This window comes from Bacillus sp. 0102A (assembly GCF_036765155.1).
Lineage (GTDB): Bacteria > Bacillota > Bacilli > Bacillales > Bacillaceae > Bacillus > Bacillus subtilis_G.
In genome coordinates this window covers 17,050-34,181 of record NZ_JBAIZW010000011.1, presented here as the reverse complement: position 1 = coordinate 34,181, position 17,132 = coordinate 17,050, and the positions used below count along the sequence as shown (strand labels likewise).

32 protein-coding genes are annotated in these 17,132 nt (G+C 42.2%); all 32 read left to right on the top strand.

Annotated elements, in window-relative coordinates; genetic code table 11:
* The first annotated feature begins 94 nt into the window (after positions 1–94).
* On the top strand, positions 95–1,285 hold the full coding sequence (tuf, locus tag V6D41_RS20260; RefSeq protein WP_087991688.1) for an elongation factor Tu: 1,191 nt from the start codon (positions 95–97) through the stop codon (positions 1,283–1,285).
* 99 nt (positions 1,286–1,384) lie between these two features.
* A complete protein-coding gene (locus tag V6D41_RS20255; RefSeq protein ID WP_333519457.1) occupies positions 1,385–2,341 on the top strand; it encodes an alpha/beta fold hydrolase in 957 nt (318 codons plus the stop codon).
* 237 nt (positions 2,342–2,578) lie between these two features.
* A complete protein-coding gene (gene rpsJ / locus V6D41_RS20250; RefSeq protein WP_003156464.1) occupies positions 2,579–2,887 on the top strand; it encodes a 30S ribosomal protein S10 in 309 nt (102 codons plus the stop codon).
* A 39-nt stretch (positions 2,888–2,926) separates the two neighbouring features.
* Positions 2,927–3,556 (top strand): 50S ribosomal protein L3, encoded by a 630-nt coding sequence (gene rplC, locus V6D41_RS20245; RefSeq protein ID WP_039076392.1) that lies wholly within the window; start codon positions 2,927–2,929, stop codon positions 3,554–3,556.
* Between the two features lie 27 nt (positions 3,557–3,583).
* Positions 3,584–4,207, top strand: a complete 624-nt coding sequence (rplD, locus tag V6D41_RS20240; RefSeq protein ID WP_087991690.1) for a 50S ribosomal protein L4 — start codon at positions 3,584–3,586, stop codon at positions 4,205–4,207.
* Entirely contained in the window at positions 4,207–4,494 is a 288-nt protein-coding gene (rplW, locus tag V6D41_RS20235; RefSeq protein ID WP_087991691.1) for a 50S ribosomal protein L23, read from the top strand. Before rplD ends, rplW begins: the two co-directional genes overlap by 1 nt.
* A 31-nt stretch (positions 4,495–4,525) precedes the next feature.
* A complete protein-coding gene (rplB, locus tag V6D41_RS20230; RefSeq protein WP_024714051.1) occupies positions 4,526–5,359 on the top strand; it encodes a 50S ribosomal protein L2 in 834 nt (277 codons plus the stop codon).
* Between the two features lie 57 nt (positions 5,360–5,416).
* A complete protein-coding gene (rpsS, locus tag V6D41_RS20225; RefSeq protein WP_039076395.1) occupies positions 5,417–5,695 on the top strand; it encodes a 30S ribosomal protein S19 in 279 nt (92 codons plus the stop codon).
* A 16-nt stretch (positions 5,696–5,711) separates the two neighbouring features.
* Positions 5,712–6,053, top strand: a complete 342-nt coding sequence (gene rplV, locus V6D41_RS20220; protein ID WP_014662532.1) for a 50S ribosomal protein L22 — start codon at positions 5,712–5,714, stop codon at positions 6,051–6,053.
* Between the two features lie 3 nt (positions 6,054–6,056).
* Entirely contained in the window at positions 6,057–6,713 is a 657-nt protein-coding gene (gene rpsC / locus V6D41_RS20215; protein ID WP_003242001.1) for a 30S ribosomal protein S3, read from the top strand.
* A 1-nt stretch (position 6,714) separates the two neighbouring features.
* Complete coding sequence (rplP, locus tag V6D41_RS20210; protein ID WP_003225801.1) at positions 6,715–7,149, top strand: 50S ribosomal protein L16; 435 nt, start codon at positions 6,715–6,717, stop codon at positions 7,147–7,149.
* Positions 7,139–7,339 (top strand): 50S ribosomal protein L29, encoded by a 201-nt coding sequence (gene rpmC, locus V6D41_RS20205; RefSeq protein WP_003156482.1) that lies wholly within the window; start codon positions 7,139–7,141, stop codon positions 7,337–7,339. Before rplP ends, rpmC begins: the two co-directional genes overlap by 11 nt.
* Positions 7,340–7,361: 22 nt before the next feature.
* A complete protein-coding gene (gene rpsQ, locus V6D41_RS20200) occupies positions 7,362–7,625 on the top strand; it encodes a 30S ribosomal protein S17 (protein WP_003225804.1) in 264 nt (87 codons plus the stop codon).
* A gap of 40 nt (positions 7,626–7,665) precedes the next feature.
* Entirely contained in the window at positions 7,666–8,034 is a 369-nt protein-coding gene (gene rplN / locus V6D41_RS20195; RefSeq protein ID WP_003156485.1) for a 50S ribosomal protein L14, read from the top strand.
* Positions 8,035–8,070: 36 nt separating this feature from the next.
* Entirely contained in the window at positions 8,071–8,382 is a 312-nt protein-coding gene (gene rplX, locus V6D41_RS20190; protein ID WP_003156486.1) for a 50S ribosomal protein L24, read from the top strand.
* A 26-nt stretch (positions 8,383–8,408) separates the two neighbouring features.
* Positions 8,409–8,948: a 50S ribosomal protein L5 gene (rplE, locus tag V6D41_RS20185; RefSeq protein ID WP_148964429.1), complete on the top strand. Its 540-nt coding sequence runs from the start codon at positions 8,409–8,411 to the stop codon at positions 8,946–8,948.
* A gap of 22 nt (positions 8,949–8,970) precedes the next feature.
* The gene (gene rpsN / locus V6D41_RS20180) at positions 8,971–9,156 is read left to right on the top strand and encodes a 30S ribosomal protein S14 (RefSeq protein WP_003156488.1); all 186 of its coding nucleotides are present in this window, start codon (positions 8,971–8,973) and stop codon (positions 9,154–9,156) included.
* A 31-nt stretch (positions 9,157–9,187) separates the two neighbouring features.
* Entirely contained in the window at positions 9,188–9,586 is a 399-nt protein-coding gene (gene rpsH, locus V6D41_RS20175; RefSeq protein WP_003241998.1) for a 30S ribosomal protein S8, read from the top strand.
* 29 nt (positions 9,587–9,615) lie between these two features.
* The gene (gene rplF, locus V6D41_RS20170; protein ID WP_333519456.1) at positions 9,616–10,155 is read left to right on the top strand and encodes a 50S ribosomal protein L6; all 540 of its coding nucleotides are present in this window, start codon (positions 9,616–9,618) and stop codon (positions 10,153–10,155) included.
* 32 nt (positions 10,156–10,187) lie between these two features.
* Entirely contained in the window at positions 10,188–10,550 is a 363-nt protein-coding gene (rplR, locus tag V6D41_RS20165; RefSeq protein ID WP_087991693.1) for a 50S ribosomal protein L18, read from the top strand.
* A gap of 24 nt (positions 10,551–10,574) precedes the next feature.
* Positions 10,575–11,075 (top strand): 30S ribosomal protein S5, encoded by a 501-nt coding sequence (rpsE, locus tag V6D41_RS20160; RefSeq protein WP_003328273.1) that lies wholly within the window; start codon positions 10,575–10,577, stop codon positions 11,073–11,075.
* Between the two features lie 13 nt (positions 11,076–11,088).
* Positions 11,089–11,268 (top strand): 50S ribosomal protein L30, encoded by a 180-nt coding sequence (rpmD, locus tag V6D41_RS20155; protein WP_003156497.1) that lies wholly within the window; start codon positions 11,089–11,091, stop codon positions 11,266–11,268.
* Between the two features lie 30 nt (positions 11,269–11,298).
* Entirely contained in the window at positions 11,299–11,739 is a 441-nt protein-coding gene (rplO, locus tag V6D41_RS20150) for a 50S ribosomal protein L15 (protein WP_087991694.1), read from the top strand.
* Between the two features lies 1 nt (position 11,740).
* On the top strand, positions 11,741–13,036 hold the full coding sequence (gene secY / locus V6D41_RS20145) for a preprotein translocase subunit SecY (RefSeq protein ID WP_333519455.1): 1,296 nt from the start codon (positions 11,741–11,743) through the stop codon (positions 13,034–13,036).
* A gap of 54 nt (positions 13,037–13,090) precedes the next feature.
* Positions 13,091–13,744, top strand: a complete 654-nt coding sequence (locus tag V6D41_RS20140; RefSeq protein WP_087991696.1) for an adenylate kinase — start codon at positions 13,091–13,093, stop codon at positions 13,742–13,744.
* Positions 13,741–14,487 (top strand): type I methionyl aminopeptidase, encoded by a 747-nt coding sequence (map, locus tag V6D41_RS20135; protein WP_087991697.1) that lies wholly within the window; start codon positions 13,741–13,743, stop codon positions 14,485–14,487. Before V6D41_RS20140 ends, map begins: the two co-directional genes overlap by 4 nt.
* A 3-nt stretch (positions 14,488–14,490) precedes the next feature.
* Entirely contained in the window at positions 14,491–14,838 is a 348-nt protein-coding gene (locus V6D41_RS20130) for an RNA-binding protein (RefSeq protein WP_414958266.1), read from the top strand.
* Entirely contained in the window at positions 14,816–15,034 is a 219-nt protein-coding gene (gene infA, locus V6D41_RS20125) for a translation initiation factor IF-1 (protein WP_003156508.1), read from the top strand. Before V6D41_RS20130 ends, infA begins: the two co-directional genes overlap by 23 nt.
* A 33-nt stretch (positions 15,035–15,067) precedes the next feature.
* Positions 15,068–15,181 (top strand): 50S ribosomal protein L36, encoded by a 114-nt coding sequence (rpmJ, locus tag V6D41_RS20120; protein WP_003156543.1) that lies wholly within the window; start codon positions 15,068–15,070, stop codon positions 15,179–15,181.
* A 22-nt stretch (positions 15,182–15,203) separates the two neighbouring features.
* On the top strand, positions 15,204–15,569 hold the full coding sequence (gene rpsM, locus V6D41_RS20115) for a 30S ribosomal protein S13 (protein ID WP_003156545.1): 366 nt from the start codon (positions 15,204–15,206) through the stop codon (positions 15,567–15,569).
* Positions 15,570–15,589: 20 nt separating this feature from the next.
* A complete protein-coding gene (gene rpsK, locus V6D41_RS20110; protein ID WP_010332782.1) occupies positions 15,590–15,985 on the top strand; it encodes a 30S ribosomal protein S11 in 396 nt (131 codons plus the stop codon).
* A gap of 176 nt (positions 15,986–16,161) precedes the next feature.
* The gene (locus V6D41_RS20105) at positions 16,162–17,106 is read left to right on the top strand and encodes a DNA-directed RNA polymerase subunit alpha (protein ID WP_087991698.1); all 945 of its coding nucleotides are present in this window, start codon (positions 16,162–16,164) and stop codon (positions 17,104–17,106) included.
* Positions 17,107–17,132: the final 26 nt, after the last annotated feature.

Here is a 17,132-nt window from a genome sequence, read left to right as displayed (position 1 = left end):
TAACTACTATTGTAAGATGAGGAAGTGAAAGCTTTCTTTCACTTCCTATCACACTATACATTACTAATTAAAAGCTCTTAAGGAGGATTTTAGAATGGCTAAAGAAAAATTCGACCGTTCCAAATCACATGCCAATATTGGTACAATTGGACACGTTGACCATGGTAAAACAACATTAACTGCTGCTATCACAACAGTACTTCATAAGAAATCTGGTAAAGGTACAGCTATGGCGTACGATCAAATTGATGGTGCACCAGAAGAGCGCGAGCGCGGAATCACAATCTCTACTGCACACGTTGAGTATGAAACTGAAACTCGTCACTATGCACACGTTGACTGCCCAGGACACGCTGACTATGTTAAAAACATGATCACTGGCGCTGCGCAAATGGACGGAGCTATCCTTGTAGTATCTGCTGCTGATGGCCCAATGCCACAAACTCGTGAGCACATCCTTCTTTCTAAAAACGTTGGTGTACCATACATCGTTGTATTCTTAAACAAATGCGACATGGTAGACGACGAAGAGCTTCTTGAACTAGTTGAAATGGAAGTTCGCGATCTTCTTAGCGAATATGACTTCCCTGGTGATGATGTACCAGTAATCAAAGGTTCTGCTCTTAAAGCACTTGAAGGTGATGCTGATTACGAAGCAAAAATCTTCGAACTTATGGATGCGGTTGATGAGTACATCCCAACTCCAGAGCGTGACACTGAAAAACCATTCATGATGCCAGTTGAGGACGTATTCTCAATCACTGGTCGTGGTACAGTTGCTACTGGACGTGTTGAACGCGGACAAGTTAAAGTCGGTGACGAAGTAGAAATCATCGGTCTTCAAGAAGAAAACAAAAAAACAACTGTTACAGGTGTTGAAATGTTCCGTAAGCTTCTTGATTACGCTGAAGCTGGAGACAACATTGGAGCCCTTCTTCGTGGTGTAGCTCGTGAAGACATCCAACGTGGTCAAGTACTTGCTAAACCAGGTACAATCACTCCGCACAGCAAATTCAAAGCTGAAGTTTACGTTCTTTCTAAAGAAGAGGGTGGACGTCATACTCCATTCTTCTCTAACTACCGTCCTCAGTTCTACTTCCGTACAACTGACGTAACTGGTATCATCCAACTTCCAGAAGGCGTAGAAATGGTTATGCCTGGAGACAACACTGAAATGATCGTTGAACTTATCTCTACAATCGCTATCGAAGAAGGAACTCGTTTCTCTATTCGTGAAGGCGGACGTACTGTTGGTTCAGGCGTTGTTTCTACAATCACTGAGTAATAGTATGATCATAAACGAGACCCCCTGCGGGTCTCGTTTTTTATTTTATAATCTATTTCTTGTATAATAGGATCTATCATATTCGAGGGGCTAATTTTTATGATTCCTGAAAAGAGATCAATCGCTATCATGAAAGAACTGACCATTGCCAAAACGAAGCAAATGCTGATGATTAATGGGGCTGATGTGAAAAATCCTTTGCTGCTTTTTTTACATGGCGGGCCGGGGACGCCCCAAATCGGGTATGTTAGGCATTATCAAAAAGAGCTGGAACAGCATTTTACAGTAGTACATTGGGATCAAAGAGGATCAGGGCTTTCTTATTCAAAACGAATTCCTCATCACTCCATGACAATCAGTCATTTCATTAATGATGCAATTCAAGTCACTCAATGGGTCCTAGACCATTTTTCAAAAACAAAACTATATCTTGCCGGCCATTCGTGGGGCTCGGTGCTAGCACTTCATGTACTGCAGCAACGTCCGGAGTTGTATTACGCGTATTATGGAATCAGCCAGGTTGTTAACCCTCACTATGAAGAATCAGCTGCTTATCATTATATTCGTGAAATGTGTGATGCAAAGAGAGCCAGTATAGTATCCAAGGCCATACGTTTTATTGGCGCTCCGCCTTGGGAGAAGGAGATCTATCATTATATCTATCGGTTTTGTGTTGAAATGAGTAGGGGAGGATTCACTCACCATCATCGTCAAGCTCTATCTATTTTTTTTCAAATGCTTACCGGGAATGAGTATGGAATAAAAAACATGCGCAAATTCCTCAATGGACATCGATTCAGCAAAAAACATTTAACTGATGAGTTGTACCAGTTTAATGGATTTGCATCAATTCCTTCTATTAAAGTGCCGTGCTTTTTCATTTCGGGGAGACACGATCTAATTGTTCCTGCTGAAATATCAAAACAGTTTTATCAAGAGCTTGAGGCGCCTGAAAAGCACTGGCTTCAATTTGAGAATTCCGCTCACACCCCGCATATCGAGGAGCCATCATTATTCGCAAGTACATTGAGTCGCCACGCACTGCACCACTTATGATAGGTCCTTGATAAATAAGAAAAACACCTGTATAATAAAAAAAGTGTGCAAATCATGCATATCTTAAATAAGTCTTGCAACATACGTCTGTTTTCTGTATAATGGTGTATGTTGGTCTTTTGACTGCGATGAAGCGAGAGGTTGCTGACACACCCGGCCGCTTTGCCATGGCAAGGTGTTCAGGTTTTTCTCGCGGAGAACTGTCTAACGTGATGTAGGCGAAAAGGAGGGAAAATAATGGCAAAACAAAAAATTCGTATTCGTTTGAAAGCATATGATCATAGAATCCTTGATCAATCTGCTGAGAAGATTGTTGAAACGGCAAAACGTTCTGGTGCCAGCGTATCTGGTCCGATCCCGTTGCCAACTGAAAAATCAGTTTACACAATCCTTCGTGCGGTGCACAAATACAAAGATTCTCGTGAGCAATTTGAAATGCGTACACATAAACGTTTAATCGACATTGTGAACCCAACACCACAAACTGTTGATGCTCTCATGCGATTAGATTTACCATCTGGTGTCGATATCGAAATTAAACTTTAATTCTAAAATATAGAATGATCTTAATAGGAGGTGTGACGAATGACCAAAGGAATCTTAGGAAGAAAAATTGGTATGACGCAAGTATTCGCAGAAAACGGTGATCTTATTCCGGTAACTGTTATTGAAGCTGCTCCAAACGTTGTTCTTCAAAAGAAATCAGCTGAAAACGATGGCTACGAGGCTATCCAGCTTGGTTTTGACGACAAGCGAGAAAAGCTTTCTAACAAACCTGAAAAAGGACACGTTGCAAAAGCGGAAACTGCTCCTAAGCGCTTCGTTAAAGAATTACGCGGAGTGGAAATGGATGCGTATGAAGTTGGTCAGGAAGTCAAGGTTGAAATTTTCTCTGCTGGAGAAATCGTAGATGTAACAGGAGTATCTAAAGGTAAAGGTTTCCAAGGTGCAATCAAGCGCCACGGACAATCTCGCGGACCTATGTCTCACGGTTCACGCTACCACCGTCGTCCTGGTTCAATGGGACCTGTAGATCCTAACCGTGTATTCAAAGGCAAACTATTACCTGGACGTATGGGCGGAGATCAAATCACTGTTCAAAACCTTGAAATCGTTAAAGTTGATGCGGAACGCAATCTTCTTTTGATCAAAGGTAACGTACCTGGTCCGAAGAAAACTTTAATCACTGTTAAAAGTGCTGTTAAATCTAAATAACTCTCTTAGGAAAGGAGGAAATTGATCATGCCAAAAGTAGCATTATACAACCAAAACGGTTCTACTGCTGGTGACATCGAATTAAACACTTCTGTATTTGGTATCGAGCCAAATGAGAGTGTTGTATTCGACGCTATTCTTATGCAAAGAGCTTCCTTACGTCAAGGATCTCACAAAGTAAAAAATCGTTCTGAAGTACGCGGCGGAGGTCGTAAACCATGGCGTCAAAAAGGTACTGGACGTGCCCGTCAAGGTTCTATCCGTTCACCGCAATGGCGCGGAGGTGGTGTCGTATTCGGCCCAACACCACGCAGCTATTCTTATAAATTACCTAAAAAAGTTCGCCGCTTGGCAATCAAATCAGTATTGTCTTCTAAAGTGATCGACAACAACATCATCGTACTTGAAGATCTTACTCTTGATACAGCTAAAACAAAAGAAATGGCAGCTATCCTTAAAGGATTATCTGTTGAGAAAAAAGCTTTAATTGTAACTGCGGACGCTAACGAAGCAGTCGCTTTATCTGCTCGCAACATTCCTGGAGTTACTGTAGTTGAAGCTAACGGAATCAACGTTTTAGACGTTGTCAACCACGAGAAGCTTCTGATTACAAAAGCAGCGGTTGAAAAAGTAGAGGAGGTGCTTGCATAATGAAAGATCCTCGTGATGTTCTAAAGCGCCCCGTCATTACTGAACGTTCTGCTGATTTAATGGCTGAAAAGAAATACACTTTTGAAGTTGATGTAAGAGCTAATAAAACAGAAGTGAAAGACGCGATTGAAAGCATCTTTGGAGTGAAAGTTGACAAAGTCAACATCATGAACTACAAAGGTAAATCAAAACGTGTCGGACGCTACACTGGTATGACTAGCCGTCGCAGAAAAGCGATCGTAAAACTTACTGCAGACAGCAAAGAAATCGAAATTTTTGAAGCTTAATTATCTGTAAAAAGAAGGAGGGAAATTCAAAATGGCGATTAAAAAGTATAAACCGACCTCTAATGGACGTCGTGGCATGACAACTTCAGATTTTGCTGAAATCACGACTGACAAGCCGGAAAAATCCTTGCTTGCTCCCCTTCACAAAAAAGGCGGACGTAACAACCAAGGTAAATTGACTGTACGTCACCAAGGTGGCGGACATAAACGCCAATACCGTGTTATCGACTTCAAACGCGATAAAGATGGTATACCTGGACGCGTTGCTACAGTTGAATACGATCCAAACCGTTCAGCTAACATCGCTCTAATCAACTATGCAGACGGAGAAAAACGTTACATTCTTGCTCCTAAAGGAATTCAAGTGGGTACTGAAATCATGTCAGGTCCTGAAGCTGACATTAAAGTAGGTAATGCACTTCCACTTATCAACATCCCTGTTGGTACTGTTGTGCATAACATTGAATTAAAACCTGGCAAAGGCGGACAGCTTGTACGTTCAGCTGGTACATCTGCTCAGGTTCTTGGTAAAGAAGGTAAATACGTTCTTGTGCGTCTTAACTCTGGGGAAGTTCGCATGATTCTTTCTGCTTGCCGTGCTTCTATCGGTCAAGTAGGTAATGAACAGCACGAACTTATCAACATTGGTAAAGCTGGACGTTCTCGCTGGAAAGGCATCCGTCCTACAGTTCGTGGTTCTGTAATGAACCCTAACGATCACCCACACGGTGGTGGTGAAGGACGTGCGCCAATCGGACGTAAATCACCTATGTCTCCATGGGGTAAACCAACTCTTGGATTCAAGACACGTAAGAAAAAGAGCAAATCTGATAAATTTATCGTACGTCGTCGTAAAAATAAATAACGGGGTTGTCTACGGTTCATTTCGGACCGTAGTGCAATCACGAAGGGAGGTTCCAAAATGGCTCGCAGCTTGAAAAAAGGACCATTTGTCGATGGACACTTGATGACAAAAATCGAGAAATTAAACGAATCAGACAAGAAACAAGTGGTAAAAACTTGGTCTCGTCGTTCCACTATTTTCCCACAGTTTATTGGTCACACAATCGCAGTCTATGACGGACGTAAACACGTGCCTGTATTCATCTCTGAAGATATGGTAGGGCACAAGTTGGGTGAATTCGCTCCAACTCGTACGTACAAAGGTCATGCTAGTGATGACAAAAAAACAAGACGCTAAGAGAGGAGGCTTTTAAATGCAAGCTAAAGCTGTTGCAAGAACAGTCCGTATTGCTCCTCGTAAAGCACGTCTAGTAATGGACCTAATTCGAGGCAAGCAAGTAGGTGAGGCAGTATCAATCTTGAACCTTACACCAAGAGCTGCTTCTCCAATTATCGAGAAAGTATTAAAATCCGCTATTGCAAATGCTGAGCATAACTATGAAATGGACGTTAACAACCTGGTTATTTCTCAAGCATTCGTTGACGAAGGCCCTACGTTAAAAAGATTCCGCCCACGTGCTATGGGACGTGCGAGCCAAATCAACAAACGTACGAGCCACATTACAATCGTTGTATCAGAAAAGAAGGAGGGATAAGTAGTGGGTCAAAAGGTAAATCCAGTCGGTCTTCGTATCGGAGTCATTCGTGATTGGGAATCTAAGTGGTACGCTGGTAAAGATTACGCTGACTTCCTGCACGAAGATTTAAAAATTCGTGAATACATTAGCAAACGCCTTTCTGACGCTTCTGTTTCTAAAGTAGAAATCGAGCGTGCAGCAAACCGCGTTAACATTACGATCCACACAGCTAAGCCTGGTATGGTTATCGGTAAAGGCGGTTCTGAAGTTGAAGCACTTCGCAAAGCCCTTAACAGCCTTACTGGCAAGCGTGTACACATTAACATTCTTGAAATCAAAAGAGCAGATCTTGATGCACAGCTAGTTGCTGACAACATCGCTCGTCAATTAGAAAACCGTGTTTCTTTCCGCCGTGCGCAGAAACAACAAATCCAACGCACAATGCGCGCTGGAGCACAAGGTGTGAAAACAATGGTTTCTGGTCGTCTTGGCGGTGCAGATATCGCTCGTTCTGAATACTACAGTGAAGGAACTGTTCCATTGCACACATTACGTGCGGACATTGACTATGCAACATCTGAAGCTGACACTACTTACGGTAAGCTTGGTGTAAAAGTCTGGATCTATCGTGGAGAGGTTCTTCCTACTAAGAAGAAAACTGAGGAAGGAGGAAAATAATATGTTATTACCAAAACGCGTTAAATATCGCAGAGAGCATCGCGGAAAAATGCGTGGCCGTGCGAAAGGCGGTACTGAAGTACATTTTGGTGAGTTCGGTATCCAAGCTCTTGAAGCTTCATGGATTACTAACCGTCAAATCGAAGCTGCACGTATTGCGATGACTCGTTACATGAAACGTGGCGGTAAAGTTTGGATCAAAATTTTCCCTTCTAAACCTTACACTGCTAAACCACTTGAGGTACGTATGGGATCCGGTAAAGGGGCTCCAGAAGGTTGGGTAGCTGTTGTAAAACCGGGCAAAGTTTTATTTGAGATTTCTGGTGTGTCTGAAGAGGTTGCCCGTGAAGCACTTCGTCTTGCATCTCACAAATTGCCAATTAAAACGAAGTTCGTAAAACGTGAAGAAATTGGTGGTGAATCAAATGAAAGCTAATGAAATTCGTGACCTTACCACTGCTGAAATTGAACAAAAAGTAAAGTCTCTTAAAGAAGAACTTTTCAATCTTCGCTTTCAATTAGCGACAGGACAACTTGAAAATACTGCTCGCATTCGTGAAGTGCGCAAAGCCATCGCGCGCATGAAAACTGTGATTCGTGAAAGAGAAATTGCTGCAAATAAATAATCACTGAGGGGAGGTCGTGAGCATGAGCGAACGTAACCAGCGCAAAGTTTACCAAGGCCGTGTAGTTTCTGACAAAATGGATAAAACCATTACTGTTGTTGTTGAAACATACAAAAAACATACACTTTACGGTAAACGCGTAAAATACTCAAAAAAATTCAAAGCACATGATGAAAATAATCAAGCTAAAATCGGTGACATCGTAAAGATCATGGAAACTCGTCCATTGTCTGCAACTAAGCGTTTCCGTCTAGTTGAAGTTGTCGAAGAAGCTGTTATTATCTAATAAAGTTCGGAATTCTTTTTCCGAAGGGAGGTAACAAATAATGATTCAACAAGAGACTCGTTTAAAAGTAGCTGATAACTCTGGCGCTCGTGAAGTGCTTACTATTAAAGTTCTTGGCGGTTCTGGACGCAAAACAGCTAACATTGGTGATGTCATTGTTTGCACGGTTAAACAAGCAACACCAGGAGGCGTTGTCAAAAAAGGTGAAGTCGTAAGAGCTGTTATCGTTCGCACGAAAAGCGGAGCACGCAGAAGCGACGGTTCATACATCAGCTTCGATGAGAATGCATGTGTTATCATCCGTGACGACAAGAGCCCGCGTGGAACTCGTATCTTCGGACCAGTTGCTCGTGAGTTGCGTGAAAACAACTTTATGAAAATTGTTTCTCTAGCTCCAGAAGTTATCTAATGAAATAAATGCCTTAGTCAAGGAGGTGCGATCAGGATGCATGTTAAAAAAGGCGATAAAGTAATGGTTATCTCTGGTAAAGATAAAGGCAAACAAGGAACAATCCTTGCTGCTTTCCCTAAAAAGGACCGCGTTTTAGTTGAAGGTGTGAACATGGTGAAGAAACACTCTAAACCAACTCAAGCTAACCCTCAAGGCGGTATTTCTAATCAAGAGGCGCCAATTCATGTATCAAACGTTATGCCGCTCGATCCTAAAACAGGTGAAGTGACTCGCGTAGGATACAAAGTGGAAGATGGCAAAAAAGTTCGTGTAGCAAAAAAATCTGGGCAAGTTCTAGATAAATAGTATTAAAAGGAAGGGAGGTCTATCTCATGAACCGCCTTAAAGAAAAGTACAATAAAGAAATTGCACCTGCTTTAATGACAAAGTTCAACTATAATTCTGTCATGCAAGTGCCTAAAATCGAAAAAATCGTAATCAACATGGGTGTTGGTGACGCTGTTCAAAACGCGAAAGCAATCGACAGTGCTGTTGAAGAATTAACGTTTATCGCAGGTCAAAAACCTGTCGTTACTCGTGCGAAGAAATCAATTGCTGGATTCCGTCTTCGTGAAGGAATGCCTATCGGTGCGAAAGTAACTCTTCGCGGAGAGCGCATGTATGATTTCCTTGATAAACTTATTTCTGTATCTTTACCGCGTGTACGTGACTTCCGCGGGATTTCTAAAAAATCTTTCGACGGTCGCGGTAACTACACACTTGGTATCAAAGAACAGTTAATCTTCCCTGAAATTGACTACGATAAAGTAACAAAGGTTCGCGGAATGGACATCGTTATCGTAACAACTGCTAATACTGACGAAGAAGCTCGTGAGCTATTAACTCAAGTAGGTATGCCGTTCCAGAAATAATCAATGAAAGGGAGGCGAAATCGTGGCTAAAAAGTCTATGATTGCGAAACAACAACGTACACCAAAGTTTAAAGTACAAGAGTACACACGCTGTGAACGCTGCGGACGTCCGCATTCAGTCATTCGTAAATTTAAACTTTGCCGTATTTGTTTCCGTGAGCTTGCATATAAAGGACAAATTCCTGGCGTGAAAAAAGCCAGCTGGTAATCCCCAAGAAAGGGAAGGAGGTAATTATATAATGGTTATGACAGATCCAATTGCAGATATGCTAACTCGTATTCGCAATGCAAACATGGTACGTCATGAGAAGCTTGAAATTCCTGCTTCTAAATTGAAAAGAGAAATTGCTGAAATTTTAAAGCGTGAAGGTTTCATTCGTGACGTTGAGTTCGTAGAAGACAGCAAACAAGGTATCATCCGCGTTTTCTTGAAATACGGACAAAACAACGAGCGCGTTATCACTGGTCTTAAAAGAATCAGCAAGCCTGGTTTGCGTGTATATGCTAAATCTAATGAAGTACCTCGCGTACTTAACGGTCTTGGAATTGCGATTATTTCTACATCACAAGGTGTTTTAACGGACAAAGAAGCCCGTGCAAAACAAGCTGGTGGAGAAGTTCTAGCATACGTTTGGTAAGAAGTTTAACATGAATGGAGGTGTTTGGTATGTCTCGTGTAGGTAAGAAGTTACTTGAGATTCCTGCTGATGTTACAGTTACGTTGAACGATAACAATACTGTAGCTGTGAAAGGACCAAAAGGAGAATTAACTCGTACGTTTCACCCTGATATGGAGATTAAAGTAGAGGACAATGTGCTTACAGTCGCTCGTCCTTCTGATCATAAAGAGCACCGTGCGCTGCATGGTACTACTCGCAGTCTGCTTGGCAACATGGTTGAAGGTGTATCTAAAGGATTTGAAAGAGGTTTGGAATTAGTCGGTGTCGGTTACCGTGCGTCTAAATCCGGAAATAAACTTGTTTTAAACGTTGGATACTCTCACCCTGTTGAGATCGTTCCTGAGGAAGGCATCGAAATTGAAGTTCCTTCTCAAACTAAAGTAGTTGTAAAAGGAACAGACAAAGAACGTGTAGGAGCTATTGCTGCTAACATTCGTGCTGTCCGTTCACCAGAGCCTTACAAAGGTAAAGGTATCCGCTACGAAGGTGAAGTTGTTCGCCGCAAAGAAGGTAAATCTGCTAAGTAAGATCGCTTAAAGTGAAGAAAGGAGTGACCTAGATGATTACGAAAACTAGCAAAAATGCTGCTCGTCTTAAAAGACACGCTCGTGTTCGCGCTAAACTTTCCGGTACTGCTGAAAGACCGCGTCTGAACGTTTTCCGTTCTAACAAGCACATTTACGCTCAAATCATCGATGATGTAAATGGTGTAACACTTGCTAGTGCATCTACTCTCGATAAAGACTTGAACGTTGAAAGCACAGGAGATGCTTCTGCTGCTACTAAAGTTGGAGAATTAGTTGCAAAACGCGCTGCTGAAAAAGGCATTTCTGACGTAGTATTTGACCGTGGCGGATACTTATACCATGGACGTGTAAAAGCTTTAGCTGATGCTGCTCGTGAAGCTGGACTTAAATTTTAATAAAAGAAGGAGGGACACATGATTATGCGTCGTATTGACCCAAGCAAATTAGAGTTAGAAGAACGCTTAGTTACGGTTAACCGCGTAGCGAAAGTTGTTAAAGGTGGTCGTCGTTTCCGCTTCGCAGCTCTAGTCGTTGTCGGTGACAAAAACGGACACGTAGGATTCGGTACTGGTAAAGCACAAGAAGTACCAGAAGCGATCCGCAAAGCTGTTGAAGATGCGAAAAAGAATTTAATTGAAGTACCAATGGTTGGAACTACAATTCCACACGAAATCATCGGACGTTTCGGTGCAGGTAACATCTTGTTAAAACCTGCTTCTGAAGGTACTGGAGTTATCGCTGGAGGCCCTGTACGTGCGGTACTTGAGCTTGCAGGTGTAGCTGATATCCTTTCTAAGTCTTTAGGTTCTAACACACCGATCAACATGATTCGTGCAACTCTTCAAGGTTTAAGTGAACTTAAACGTGCTGAAGACGTTGCGAAGCTTCGTGGAAAATCTGTAGAAGAACTGTTAGGATAAGGAGGGAACATTAATGGCTAAATTAGAAATTACCCTCAAACGAAGTGTAATCGGTCGTCCGGAAGATCAACGCGTTACTGTGAGAACACTTGGTTTAAAGAAAACAAACCAAACTGTTGTTCATGAAGACAACGCTGCGATTCGCGGTATGATTAATAAAGTATCTCATTTAGTTTCTGTTAAAGAACAATAAAAATATTTGATCGGATAAGGAGGTGTCCTAATGAAACTTCATGAATTAAAACCTTCAGAAGGTTCACGCAAAACGCGTAATCGCGTAGGTCGTGGTATTGGTTCTGGTAACGGTAAAACAGCTGGTAAAGGTCACAAAGGTCAAAACGCTCGTTCTGGCGGCGGTGTGCGTCCAGGATTCGAGGGGGGACAAATGCCTTTATTCCAACGTCTTCCTAAACGCGGTTTCACTAACATCAACCGCAAGGATTACACTGTAGTCAACCTAGACAAATTGAACGGTTTTGCAGAAGGAACGGAAGTCACTCCTGAACTTCTTCTTGAGACTGGTGTTATTAGCAAACTTAATGCAGGAGTAAAGATTCTTGGCAACGGTAAATTAGAGAAAAAATTAACTGTAAAAGCCAATAAATTCTCTGCTTCTGCGAAAGAAGCTGTTGAAGCTGCTGGCGGTACAGCTGAGGTGATCTAACTTGTTTAAAACAATCTCCAACTTTATGCGTGTGAGTGATATCAGGAATAAAATCATATTCACTTTACTCATGCTTATCGTCTTTCGCATAGGTGCGTTTATTCCTGTGCCTTATGTTAACGCTGAAGCGTTACAGGCACAGTCTCAAATGGGTGTTTTTGATCTCCTTAATACATTTGGCGGCGGTGCGCTTTACCAATTCTCCATTTTTGCAATGGGAATTACTCCTTATATCACGGCTTCGATCATCATTCAGCTGCTTCAGATGGATGTTGTGCCGAAGTTTACCGAGTGGTCTAAGCAAGGTGAAGTTGGCCGCCGTAAATTAGCTCAGTTCACAAGGTACTTTACGATTGTGCTTGGGTTCATCCAAGCGTTAGGTATGTCATACGGATTCAACAATCTGGCAAACGGTATGCTGATCGAAAATTCGGGTGTTTCGACATATCTCATCATTGCTTTAGTGCTCACTGGCGGAACTGCCTTTTTAATGTGGCTCGGAGAACAAATTACGTCTCATGGGGTAGGCAACGGAATATCGATCATTATCTTCGCGGGGATTGTGGCTAGTATTCCAAAAACGGTTGGACAAATATATGAGACTCAATTTGTCGGCAGCGACGATCAGTTGTTTATTCATATTGTAAAAATCGCACTTCTTGTGATTGCGATTTTAGCAGTTATTGTTGGAGTTATTTTCATTCAGCAAGCCGTACGGAAAATTGCGATTCAATATGCTAAAGGCACAGGTCGTTCACCTGCAGGCGGAGGACAGTCTACTCACCTACCATTGAAAGTAAACCCTGCGGGGGTTATTCCGGTCATCTTTGCGGTTGCGTTTCTGATAACGCCGCGGACGATCGCGTCATTCTTTGGAACAAATGATGTGACAAAGTGGATTCAAAACTACTTTGATAATACGCATCCGGTGGGTATGGTGATATATGTTGCGTTGATTATTGCCTTTACGTACTTTTATGCTTTTGTACAGGTCAATCCTGAACAAATGGCTGATAACCTTAAAAAACAGGGTGGCTATATCCCGGGGGTTCGTCCAGGGAAAATGACTCAAGATAGAATTACGAGCATTTTGTATCGACTTACGTTTGTGGGTTCTATATTCTTAGCCGTGATTTCCATTCTTCCTATCTTTTTCATTCAATTCGCTGGATTGCCTCAAAGTGCACAAATTGGCGGAACATCTTTGTTAATTGTTGTCGGGGTAGCCTTAGAGACAATGAAGCAACTAGAAAGCCAGTTGGTGAAACGAAACTACCGTGGATTTATGAAAAACTAGAGGAAATGGATTTATCCATTCCCTCTTAATAAAGAGAGGACGGGGGAAATCCGAATGAACTTAGTCTTAATGGGGCTTCCTGGTGCCGGTAAAGGTACACAGGGCGAACGAATTGTTGAGGATTATGGGATTCCTCATATCTCAACAGGAGATATGTTCCGTGCTGCTATGAAAGAAGAAACACCACTCGGACTCGAAGCAAAATCTTATATTGATAAGGGAGAGCTCGTACCTGACGAAGTCACAATCGGAATTGTAAAAGAAAGGCTTGGCAAAGACGATTGTGAAAGAGGTTTTCTTCTGGACGGATTTCCGCGAACAGTCGCTCAAGCCGAGGCTCTTGAAGGAATTCTTGAGGAGTACGGCAAGCCGATTGATTATGTCATTAACATTGAAGTCGACAAGGATGTTCTGATGGAACGTCTGACTGGACGCAGAATTTGCAGTGTTTGCGGCACAACCTATCATTTAGTCTTTAATCCGCCGAAAACGCCGGGTGTTTGTGATAAAGACGGAGGCGAACTCTATCAACGGGCAGATGATAATGAGGAAACAGTCTCTAAACGGCTTGAGGTAAACATGAAGCAAACTCAGCCTTTACTCGATTTTTATTCTGAGAAAGGTTATCTTGCAAACGTGAATGGCCAACAGGACATTCAAGACGTATATGCAGATGTGAAGGATCTTCTTGGAGGATTAAAAAAATGATTATCTGTAAAACCCCACGTGAACTTGGTATCATGCGGGAAGCAGGGCGAATCGTGGCTTTAACTCATGAAGAGTTAAAAAAGCATATTAAACCAGGAATCTCGACAAAAGAATTGGATCAAATTGCCGAACGTTTTATTAATAAGCAGGGTGCAATCCCATCTTTTAAGGGGTATAATGGGTTTCGCGGGAGCATTTGCGTATCAGTTAATGAAGAACTCGTTCACGGTATTCCTGGCAGCAGGGTGCTGAAGGACGGAGACATCATCAGTATTGATATCGGTGCTAAATTAAATGGTTATCATGGTGACTCTGCATGGACATATCCGGTAGGAAACATCAGCAATGATGACAAAAAACTTCTGGAAGTGACAGAGGAGTCTTTATATAAAGGCTTGCAGGAAGCAAAACCAGGTGAACGTTTGTCGAATATTTCCCACGCAATACAAACGTATGTCGAAAATGAGCAGTTTTCAGTTGTTAGGGAGTATGTCGGACATGGTGTTGGTCAAGACTTGCATGAGGACCCGCAAATTCCTCATTATGGTCCGCCCAACAAAGGACCACGGCTCAAACCTGGCATGGTTCTCGCTATTGAACCTATGGTGAACGCTGGCAGCCGCTACGTGAAAACATTGGCTGATAACTGGACGGTTGTAACGGTAGATGGGAAAAAGTGTGCTCATTTTGAACATACAATTGCGATTACGGAAACGGGTTTTGATATACTGACGAGAGTCTAGGTGATGAAAATAATTCCGAAGACAGGTGTTTTTTCCGGCTTGATAGGGCAGAAAGTTTGGATGAACATTGGCAGGACTGAATTCATCTTGCTGTTGTCATTGGAATTGTTAACGATCATCATTGTACTAACAGCAGACGGAGAAAAGCGTACATTTCATTCTCCTAAGAAAAAGAATATCAATCATTTAACCCTTTATGATTGCGTATCTCCGGAAGTTCAGAACAGTATAAACGAAACAGGGCGTGTGACAAACGGAAAACTGAGATTTTCTCTTTTGAAATTTGTCAGAAAGCAAGTTACTGATTTGAAGAAGGGAGAACACTTGAATGGCGAAAGACGATGTAATTGAAGTGGAAGGTACTATAGTCGAAACATTGCCAAACGCGATGTTCAAAGTTGAACTCGAAAACGGCCATACTGTTTTGGCTCATGTATCTGGTAAAATCCGCATGCACTTCATTCGCATTTTACCTGGAGACAAAGTTACGGTAGAATTATCTCCATATGACTTAACTCGTGGCAGGATTACGTACCGTTACAAATAAAGCACTCCGGAAACTGAAGGAGGTTGGAAACACATGAAAGTGAGACCATCAGTTAAACCAATCTGCGAAAAATGTAAAGTTATTCGCAGAAAAGGAAAAGTAATGGTGATCTGTGAAAATCCAAAGCATAAACAAAAACAAGGATAATTTATAAGGAGGTGCCCAGAGAATGGCTCGTATTGCTGGTGTAGATATCCCACGTGACAAACGTGTTGTTATTTCTTTAACGTATGTCTTCGGAATTGGCCGCACAACGGCTCAACAAGTCTTGAAAGAGGCTGGTGTTTCAGAAGATACTCGTGTGCGTGATCTTACTGAAGAAGAACTTGGTAAAATCCGTGATGTTATTGATAAACTGAAAGTAGAAGGTGACCTTCGCCGTGAAGTTTCTCTTAACATTAAGCGTCTGATCGAAATCGGAAGCTACCGCGGAATCCGCCATCGCAGAGGTTTGCCTGTTCGCGGACAAAACTCTAAAAACAATGCGCGTACTCGTAAAGGTCCGCGTCGTACTGTAGCTAACAAGAAAAAATAAGTAAGGGAGGTACCTAAACAATGGCTGCTGCTCGTAAATCTAACACGCGTAAACGTCGCGTGAAAAAGAATATTGAGTCTGGAATTGCTCATATTCGCTCAACTTTCAATAACACGATCGTTACGATCACTGACACTCATGGTAATGCTCTTTCTTGGTCTAGTGCCGGAGCTCTAGGGTTCAGAGGTTCTCGTAAATCTACTCCTTTTGCTGCGCAAATGGCTGCAGAAACAGCTGCTAAAGGTTCAATCGAACATGGTCTTAAAACTCTTGAGGTTACTGTTAAAGGCCCTGGTTCAGGCCGTGAAGCTGCAATTCGTGCACTTCAAGCTGCTGGACTAGAAGTCACTGCTATCAGAGACGTAACTCCTGTTCCTCATAACGGATGCCGTCCACCAAAACGTCGCCGCGTGTAATTTGTTTGTATAGATTTTGTGTCCCTGTCAATAATGGGTTATGATACAGTTATTTATGAAACGAATGCACCGACTCGTTGCCTGAGCACATACGGGACTAAACAATGGGGAATTTCGGATGGAATCTCATATGATTCTATTCGAGGTTTCGACGTTTTGAAGGAGGGTTTTAAGTAATGATCGAGATTGAAAAACCAAAAATCGAAACGGTTGAAATCAGCGACGATGCCAAATTTGGTAAGTTTGTCGTAGAGCCACTTGAGCGTGGATATGGTACAACTCTGGGTAACTCCTTACGTCGTATCCTCTTATCCTCACTCCCTGGTGCCGCTGTAACATCAATCCAGATAGATGGTGTACTGCACGAATTCTCGACAATTGAAGGCGTTGTGGAAGATGTTACAACGATTATCTTACACATTAAAAAGCTTGCATTGAAAATCTACTCTGATGAAGAGAAGACGTTAGAAATTGATGTACAGGGCGAAGGAACTGTAACGGCAGCAGATATTACACACGATAGTGATGTAGAGATTTTAAATCCAGATCTTCATATCGCGACTCTTGGTGAGAATGCGAGTTTCCGAGTTCGCCTTACTGCTCAAAGAGGACGTGGGTATACGCCTGCTGACGCAAACAAGAGAGACGATCAGCCAATCGGCGTGATTCCGATCGATTCTATCTTTACACCAGTTTCTCGTGTATCTTATCAGGTAGAGAACACTCGTGTAGGCCAAGTTGCAAACTATGATAAACTTACACTTGATGTTTGGACTGATGGAAGCACTGGACCGAAAGAAGCCATTGCGCTTGGTTCAAAGATTTTAACTGAACACCTTAATATATTCGTTGGTTTAACTGACGAAGCTCAACATGCTGAAATCATGGTTGAAAAAGAAGAAGATCAAAAAGAGAAAGTTCTTGAAATGACAATTGAAGAATTAGATCTTTCTGTTCGTTCTTACAACTGTTTAAAGCGTGCGGGTATTAACACGGTTCAAGAGCTTGCGAACAAGACGGAAGAAGATATGATGAAAGTTCGTAATTTAGGACGCAAATCACTTGAAGAAGTGAAAGCGAAACTAGAAGAACTTGGACTCGGACTTCGCAAAGACGATTGACTAGTTTCCTATGCGAACTAGGATTT

Coding starts and splice junctions, on each gene's coding strand:
- tuf (WP_087991688.1), top strand. CDS start 95: ATGGCTAAAGAAAAATTCGACCGTTCCAAATCACATGCCAATATTGGT.
- V6D41_RS20255 (WP_333519457.1), top strand. CDS start 1,385: ATGATTCCTGAAAAGAGATCAATCGCTATCATGAAAGAACTGACCATT.
- rpsJ (WP_003156464.1), top strand. CDS start 2,579: ATGGCAAAACAAAAAATTCGTATTCGTTTGAAAGCATATGATCATAGA.
- rplC (WP_039076392.1), top strand. CDS start 2,927: ATGACCAAAGGAATCTTAGGAAGAAAAATTGGTATGACGCAAGTATTC.
- rplD (WP_087991690.1), top strand. CDS start 3,584: ATGCCAAAAGTAGCATTATACAACCAAAACGGTTCTACTGCTGGTGAC.
- rplW (WP_087991691.1), top strand. CDS start 4,207: ATGAAAGATCCTCGTGATGTTCTAAAGCGCCCCGTCATTACTGAACGT.
- rplB (WP_024714051.1), top strand. CDS start 4,526: ATGGCGATTAAAAAGTATAAACCGACCTCTAATGGACGTCGTGGCATG.
- rpsS (WP_039076395.1), top strand. CDS start 5,417: ATGGCTCGCAGCTTGAAAAAAGGACCATTTGTCGATGGACACTTGATG.
- rplV (WP_014662532.1), top strand. CDS start 5,712: ATGCAAGCTAAAGCTGTTGCAAGAACAGTCCGTATTGCTCCTCGTAAA.
- rplP (WP_003225801.1), top strand. CDS start 6,715: ATGTTATTACCAAAACGCGTTAAATATCGCAGAGAGCATCGCGGAAAA.
- rpmC (WP_003156482.1), top strand. CDS start 7,139: ATGAAAGCTAATGAAATTCGTGACCTTACCACTGCTGAAATTGAACAA.
- rpsQ (WP_003225804.1), top strand. CDS start 7,362: ATGAGCGAACGTAACCAGCGCAAAGTTTACCAAGGCCGTGTAGTTTCT.
- rplN (WP_003156485.1), top strand. CDS start 7,666: ATGATTCAACAAGAGACTCGTTTAAAAGTAGCTGATAACTCTGGCGCT.
- rplX (WP_003156486.1), top strand. CDS start 8,071: ATGCATGTTAAAAAAGGCGATAAAGTAATGGTTATCTCTGGTAAAGAT.
- rplE (WP_148964429.1), top strand. CDS start 8,409: ATGAACCGCCTTAAAGAAAAGTACAATAAAGAAATTGCACCTGCTTTA.
- rpsH (WP_003241998.1), top strand. CDS start 9,188: ATGGTTATGACAGATCCAATTGCAGATATGCTAACTCGTATTCGCAAT.
- rplF (WP_333519456.1), top strand. CDS start 9,616: ATGTCTCGTGTAGGTAAGAAGTTACTTGAGATTCCTGCTGATGTTACA.
- rplR (WP_087991693.1), top strand. CDS start 10,188: ATGATTACGAAAACTAGCAAAAATGCTGCTCGTCTTAAAAGACACGCT.
- rpsE (WP_003328273.1), top strand. CDS start 10,575: ATGCGTCGTATTGACCCAAGCAAATTAGAGTTAGAAGAACGCTTAGTT.
- rpmD (WP_003156497.1), top strand. CDS start 11,089: ATGGCTAAATTAGAAATTACCCTCAAACGAAGTGTAATCGGTCGTCCG.
- rplO (WP_087991694.1), top strand. CDS start 11,299: ATGAAACTTCATGAATTAAAACCTTCAGAAGGTTCACGCAAAACGCGT.
- V6D41_RS20140 (WP_087991696.1), top strand. CDS start 13,091: ATGAACTTAGTCTTAATGGGGCTTCCTGGTGCCGGTAAAGGTACACAG.
- map (WP_087991697.1), top strand. CDS start 13,741: ATGATTATCTGTAAAACCCCACGTGAACTTGGTATCATGCGGGAAGCA.
- V6D41_RS20130 (WP_414958266.1), top strand. CDS start 14,491: ATGAAAATAATTCCGAAGACAGGTGTTTTTTCCGGCTTGATAGGGCAG.
- infA (WP_003156508.1), top strand. CDS start 14,816: ATGGCGAAAGACGATGTAATTGAAGTGGAAGGTACTATAGTCGAAACA.
- rpmJ (WP_003156543.1), top strand. CDS start 15,068: ATGAAAGTGAGACCATCAGTTAAACCAATCTGCGAAAAATGTAAAGTT.
- rpsM (WP_003156545.1), top strand. CDS start 15,204: ATGGCTCGTATTGCTGGTGTAGATATCCCACGTGACAAACGTGTTGTT.
- rpsK (WP_010332782.1), top strand. CDS start 15,590: ATGGCTGCTGCTCGTAAATCTAACACGCGTAAACGTCGCGTGAAAAAG.
- V6D41_RS20105 (WP_087991698.1), top strand. CDS start 16,162: ATGATCGAGATTGAAAAACCAAAAATCGAAACGGTTGAAATCAGCGAC.